The sequence below is a fragment of the Acholeplasma laidlawii genome (assembly GCF_015709225.1).
Taxonomy (GTDB): domain Bacteria; phylum Bacillota_I; class Bacilli_A; order Acholeplasmatales; family Acholeplasmataceae; genus Acholeplasma; species Acholeplasma laidlawii_A.
The window spans coordinates 1-5,479 of sequence record NZ_JADNRS010000009.1; the positions used below are offsets into that span (position 1 = coordinate 1).

Genomic DNA, 5,479 nt, shown 5'->3' on the forward strand with positions numbered 1-5,479 from the left:
ACCAATCATATTTATTATATGATGCATAGAATGATATTTTCATATTTTATAAAGTTGATACTTTTCTATCAACACTGTTGTAATAGTATGTGTTAGGGCTACTATTTTGATACAGTTTCGTACCCCTTTAAAAAAGTTCGTACCACTGTGATATTTTTCGTACCCCTAAAGAATTTAGTATTCAACCATGAGATACTTGATTTTTTAATAGCATTTATTGAATATAATGATTCTATAAAATAATTATTCTTTCATATCCTGTTTTTGCTTTATTTTCTCAAGCTTTTTGCTAATCCAATTCGTCATCTGATCAGCATTATTTTCACCAATTAGTATTTTACCCTCAAATATAATAACTGAACACTGAGTTGAAATAAGCTCAACTATATTATCATGAATGGATACAAACCCATATCTAATCAAGTTAATTAACTCTTTATCCAAATCATGTTCTTTAAATATATCATTATCTATGTTTAATTGAGGGTCTTTTTCATATGAAAGAGCACATAACGTAGTTGCTACTAAGTGTTCATAATCTGATATTTCTACAGGTTCCCAATCAATTGTTTTATTTATGTTTTTCTTAGATTTTTTATGAGTTAATGTACTTGGATAATAACGTGTATTCTCATTAACATCTATATCTACACCTAAAATATCATTAAACCCTAAAATTTGATAATCATCTGTATTTAACTTAAATCTTACCTTTGTTTTTGATTCAATTTTTGCAATTAACATGGTTAATAGAACTCTTATAACATCACCTTTGTAACTACTCATGATGATGTGTGGATTTTCAAAAGGTATTAGAAAAGGTTGAGCAATCATTTTGACCAAGCAATTATCTTCACAAATTACAAGTGATGGTAAAGAGGGCATTCCAGTGTGTGGTAATTGATTTTTAATTCTCTCTTCGATAACATTCAAGAAATTATCTCTTAATGTTGTTTCTTTTATAAAACCATCATACCCAAAGCAAATTCTAAGCGGGCTAGAGTTTTCAACTTTCATTACATGATATAGATAATACTCTAATTTACTGAGACTTTTTTCACTATCTATATCTTGGGACTGTAACGAAATAAAATAATTATAGTCTAATCAAAAAAAAAGCCACTCTGGAATCCAGGGCGTTTTTTGGTATAATTGAAGTATGCAAACTAACAATCATATACCTAACTATTTTAAATCAAAACAGTTAAAATTACCACTATCTTTAGAAATAAAGATACCGTTTGATAGTGAAGTTCGTACATTTGATGAAGTATTTAGTAAATTGGAGATAGACAAATACTTGAAATATCCGAAAGATACGAGAGGTCGTATCGGATATAATCCGCATCAGATGTTAAAACTGATCTTATTCTGTCAAATGGAAAAGATTCAAACACTAAGGGACCTGGCCAAAGCTGCAAGAAATGATATAAGAATCATGTGGCTAACAGATGAACTCATGCCAAGTCATCAAACCATCAAGACATTTATGGACAAATACTTAGTAAATGGAATTGATAACATCTTCTATGAATTAACAAAGTACCTAATCAAGGAAGAAAACATTGATACTAATAACTTATTTATTGATGGTACCAAGATAGAATCAGTAGCTAATAAATATAGTTTTACTTGGCGTGGGTCAGTAGAAAAGTTTCGAGATAAGCTCTATAAGAAAATAAGTAAATTACTCACCGAATTAAATTTAAGATATCAAGAAAGCGATATGCTTTTTAATACACATGAAACCTATGATGCAACCTATCTATTTAAGATTAAAAATTTTTTAGATAAAGAAATCAAACTACATAAAATCAACTTTGTAGCGGGTAAAGGCAAGAGAAAAGCCCCTCTACAAAGAGATTATGAACATATCCTAGACTATATAACTAAATTAAATGAATATCAAAACCATTTAGATATTATGGGACCTGATAGAAATTCATATGCAAAAACCGATAAATCAGCAACGTTTATGCATATGAAGGAAGACCATATGAGAAACAGTCAATTAAAGCCAGGATACAATATTCAAATTGGTGTAGCTGATGAATATATTCTACATATGGATATTTATCAAGACCGCAGTGATTATAAAACCTTCATTCCCTTTTTAGAAGGATTAAAACAAAGCTATGGATATTATCCAAAATATCCTGTAGCAGACGCTGGATATGGCGGACTAGTTAACTACATGTACTTAAAACTTAATCACATGGAGTTATTCCAAAAGTACACGATGTATAGTAAAGATACGCATGATAAGAAACGGATGAATGATCCTTATTTCGCACTCAATCTTATTAAAGAAGGCGATGACTTTAAATCACCTAATGGTGATGTATTAAAATATGTCCATAAGAATAAAAAGGGTAATGAAGTTTACGAACTACCGAATGGGAAACAAAAAGAGATTAATAATGAAAATCTTGAGTACCAAAAAGAAGTCATTAAAAATCTTAAATCACCACTTGGAATTGACCTTAGAAATCAGAGGTCAATTCAAGTTGAAGGTGCATTTGGAGTTATTAAAGAAGCGTTTAATGTGAGACGATTTAGACGCCGTGGTACTGTAAATGTTAAAATGGAGTTTTTCCTAACAGCTATTGGATATAATTTAAGAAAATACTACAACAAAAAGTATAGAATAACTGAATAGTTATCAAGTGGAAAACTAAAGATTTTAATAAATCTCTTTTTAGTATGCCTAAAAAAGGTCAAAAACGAAAGTTTTCCACATCATACATATGGATATAAAGAAAAAGGACTGTTTAAGTCCTGAAGAGCTGATATATGATTATCAAATCTTCATTTCTTTACAGTCCCTTTATTTTATACATGATTTAAAACGTTTAACTGTTTCTTTACTTATCTTAATTTGATCAGTAAATAAGTTATCTATAAGTAATTATTGTATAGTTGTTATTAATATATATTACTTATTATTGTTCTTGTATTTTTGATCCACCTGTTACAAGAACTAAATTATATGAATCTACTCTTGCTTTATCTACCCAAACATGATTTGTAGTATCAGCAGTTACTTTTGAAATATCAACGTTTTCAAGTGAAATTTTAGCACCAGCTGTTGATGTTACTAAAATAGCAGCTTTATCTAAAGTTGTAAATTCTGCATTTTTAACTGATAGTGTAACTGATTTTGCTTCTGCTTCATATTCATCTTTAATTGCAATAGCACGTCCCGCAGGAGCATTAACTACTAAACCGTCGATTTCAACAGTTTGACCTACAGCAACAATCCATAAAGCATAATATGCATGAGATTCAGTAATTGTTACATCTTTTAAAATAGCATCATTAGATAGAGCTAATGATTTTAATACATCTACATTAGTAAGTTCAACTTTATTTAAGAAGTGAACATCATAACTATTCCAAGTACCAGTTGCTTGAGAACTTGTTAATTCCATATTTTCAAATGCCATAACAGCTTCTGGGTTAAGTGTATTTACTTGAGACCAGTAAGTAGTCTCAAATGTTAATTTATGACCTTGACCGTCAACAGTAATTCTTTGAGTTTTTGCACTACCAAATTTGATGTACGCATTACTTACATTCACTGATAAATCTTGAGTCATTGTAATAGTTATAAATTCTTCATCTCTACTTAATGCTGCTAATAATTCAGCATCAGTACTTACTGATAAATGAACTTCTGTTAATAATGATACATTTTCAAATGTATTGTTTTCTTGTACTAAACCATCACCAGCATTAGCAAATAATTTACCTAAATCTGAAGTACCAATAACATCAACATTTTCAACACGGTTATTTTTAATAATCATTCCAGCGCCAATTGAGTTAGCTACTAAACCTGACGCTCTCTTTTCACCTGTTTGTCTAACTGTAATATTTTTAACTGTAATACCTTCGATTGTTGCATTATATGCCATACCAAATACTGGAGCAACGTTCTTAGGTCCTGTTACAGTACCACCATCCATTGTGAAGTTTTTTACGACAGCAGTTGATTGTTCGCCTTTTGATCCAAATAAACCAGTACCATAATCATCACGTGAAATAATGTTTACATTTTTAATAGAATGACCTTGACCATCAAATGTACCAGCAAATTCTGTATTCATGTTTAAGATACTTCCAATAGCAACTAATTCTCTATTTTTCATATCAATATCATTCATTAATTTAACTGTTTTACCAGCTTGGTTTTTATTTTGTTCATTTACTAATCTACTTAAATGAATTAAATCGAATGCTGTATAGATTTCTACATCATTTACATCAGCATCAGTCATACCAGCATTACTTTGAACAGCTTCAACAATATAAACTAATTTTGCTGATTTACCTTGGTATTCATTACCTCTACCTACTGGTAATTCAATTGAAACTTCAACTACAGCTTTTGCAAATGAAACTGCTTCCCATTTAGAAACCGCAGTGAAACCATTGAATGTTTGTCCATTAATTATGACGACTAATCCATCGAATAAGCCATTATCATCTTCAACTTTTACCATTGTTCTGTATAAAGCAGAGATGTCACTCTTGTTTTCAATTTCAATTGTAAATGTTGCTTTATCTCCAGGTACAAAACCTGATAATACAACCTCATTACCATCCACTTCAGCTTTACCTAAAGCTGCACCTAAGCTACTTGACATTGTAGCTTCTTCAACTGTTGCAACTACATCTAACTTACCTGATGATATTGTTATATTTGTTTTGCTTTCGCTTGTAAATAAAGCATAAGTTGCACCTAATAATAAACTAAGCGCTAATGCAATAGTTAATATTGCACTTGTAATAACTTTCTTTTTCATATACTTCTCCCTAAGTAATTTTTTTTAAAACAAAAACTAATTTATTCAGTTGTTCTTTGAATAGCTTTAACCATTAAATCAAAGTCAACTTTCAAGTCCTGCGCATCGTTGTTGTTATTTTGATTCATAAACTCAATTCTAATAGTGACAGTAATAAAACTACTCCCTTCAGTTTTATCAAGCGTTCCACTGGCTAGAATTGTTTCTCCATCTGATAAATATTTAGCATTCTCTGCATCATCGTTAACTGTCACTTTTAACTGCTCTGCTAATGCATTAGATTCACTTGTTAAAACAATATTTACTGTGTAGTCAAAAGCAACACTACCATCATTAGATAGTTTCATCGTGACTTCATAGAATGCAGTAGGAACAATTAAACTGTCCTCTTCTAAGCCAAATATATTTTCAGATAACATCGATGACTCTGTAAAGTCTTTAATCTCATCATCTGAATGTTCGACCAAATAGCCTGTCTCTGGATCTAATGTGACCCTGTTTAAACTTGTCCGTTCAAGTTTAGCCTTGAGCGTGCCTGCTTGCAGATGGTTATCAATGCTAATTGAATCAGAGAACAATGCATATGTTCCTGCAACTATAAGTGCTGCAGCTCCAACAATAGCAAATGCTGATGCGATTAAGACCTTAATCTTACTCCGCATAATTAACCC

General features: G+C 30.7%; 4 protein-coding genes. 1 reads left to right on the top strand and 3 read right to left on the bottom strand.

Annotated elements, in window-relative coordinates; all coding sequences use genetic code 11:
* Positions 1 to 243 precede the first annotated feature (243 nt).
* Positions 244 to 1,017, bottom strand: a complete 774-nt coding sequence (locus IY230_RS00545; protein ID WP_196369409.1) for a hypothetical protein — start codon at positions 1,015 to 1,017, stop codon at positions 244 to 246.
* Positions 1,018 to 1,159: 142 nt separating this feature from the next.
* Between IY230_RS00545 and IY230_RS00550 the strand changes: the two genes are divergently transcribed.
* Positions 1,160 to 2,659: a transposase gene (locus IY230_RS00550; RefSeq protein WP_196369410.1), complete on the top strand. Its 1,500-nt coding sequence runs from the start codon at positions 1,160 to 1,162 to the stop codon at positions 2,657 to 2,659.
* Positions 2,660 to 2,942: 283 nt separating this feature from the next.
* Here IY230_RS00550 and IY230_RS00555 read toward each other — a convergent pair whose 3' ends face one another.
* Together IY230_RS00555 and IY230_RS00560 are read right to left on the bottom strand one after the other, a co-directional pair.
* On the bottom strand, positions 2,943 to 4,808 hold the full coding sequence (locus tag IY230_RS00555; RefSeq protein WP_196369411.1) for a TasA family protein: 1,866 nt from the start codon (positions 4,806 to 4,808) through the stop codon (positions 2,943 to 2,945).
* A 41-nt stretch (positions 4,809 to 4,849) separates the two neighbouring features.
* Positions 4,850 to 5,479, bottom strand: a 630-nt coding sequence (locus tag IY230_RS00560; RefSeq protein WP_196369412.1) for a TasA family protein, incomplete at its 5' end; no start/stop codon positions are given.

Excerpts from the sequence above, each read along its gene's own strand:
- IY230_RS00545 (WP_196369409.1), bottom strand. The coding sequence starts at position 1,017 with ATGAAAGTTGAAAACTCTAGCCCGCTTAGAATTTGCTTTGGGTATGAT.
- IY230_RS00555 (WP_196369411.1), bottom strand. The coding sequence starts at position 4,808 with ATGAAAAAGAAAGTTATTACAAGTGCAATATTAACTATTGCATTAGCG.
- IY230_RS00550 (WP_196369410.1), top strand. The coding sequence starts at position 1,160 with ATGCAAACTAACAATCATATACCTAACTATTTTAAATCAAAACAGTTA.